Origin of the sequence: Pseudomonas brassicacearum (genome assembly GCF_003732265.1) — a bacterium.
GTDB classification, from domain to species: domain Bacteria; phylum Pseudomonadota; class Gammaproteobacteria; order Pseudomonadales; family Pseudomonadaceae; genus Aquipseudomonas; species Aquipseudomonas brassicacearum_D.
Map to the genome: position 1 here is coordinate 1 of NZ_MOBK01000424.1, position 527 is coordinate 527.

Below are 527 nucleotides of genomic sequence, written 5' to 3' on the forward strand. Positions count from 1 at the left end.
AGCGGAATATTCAGGCTCAAGGTACTCGCCTTGGCCAGCGGCGAATTTTCCGCCGTCAAACCCAACACTGAAGCACCGTTCTCCCGAGCGATACGCGCCACTTCCACCAGCTCACGGGTGCGCCCGGTGTAGGAAATTATCACGAACAACTCACCGGTGTGCGCCACTGAGGCAATCATTCGCTGCATCAGCACATCGGCATGCGCAGTGACGGCGAGGTTGAAGCGAAAGAACTTGTGCTGTGCATCCAAAGCCACTGGCGCCGAAGCCCCGAGGCCGAAGAAGTGGATCTGCCGCGCCTGAATCAACAGGTCGACAGCGCGGCTGATCAGGTTCGGATCAAGCGCCTGACAGGCACTGTCCAAGGATGCGATGGCGCTGCCGAAAATCTTCTGCGTGTAGGCCTCGGGATTGTCATCAGCCTCGACCGCGCGGCTGACATACGCCGCGCCACTGGCCAGGCTCTGCGCCAGTTGCAGCTTGAGTTCGGGATAGCCGCTGACACCGAACGAACGGCAGAAACGGTT

The 527-nt window shown here is 60.0% G+C and carries 1 protein-coding gene; it reads right to left on the bottom strand.

Annotated features, from left to right (window positions below):
- On the bottom strand, positions 1 to 527 hold a 527-nt coding region (locus BK660_RS32045), incomplete at both ends, for an SIS domain-containing protein (protein ID WP_123436472.1).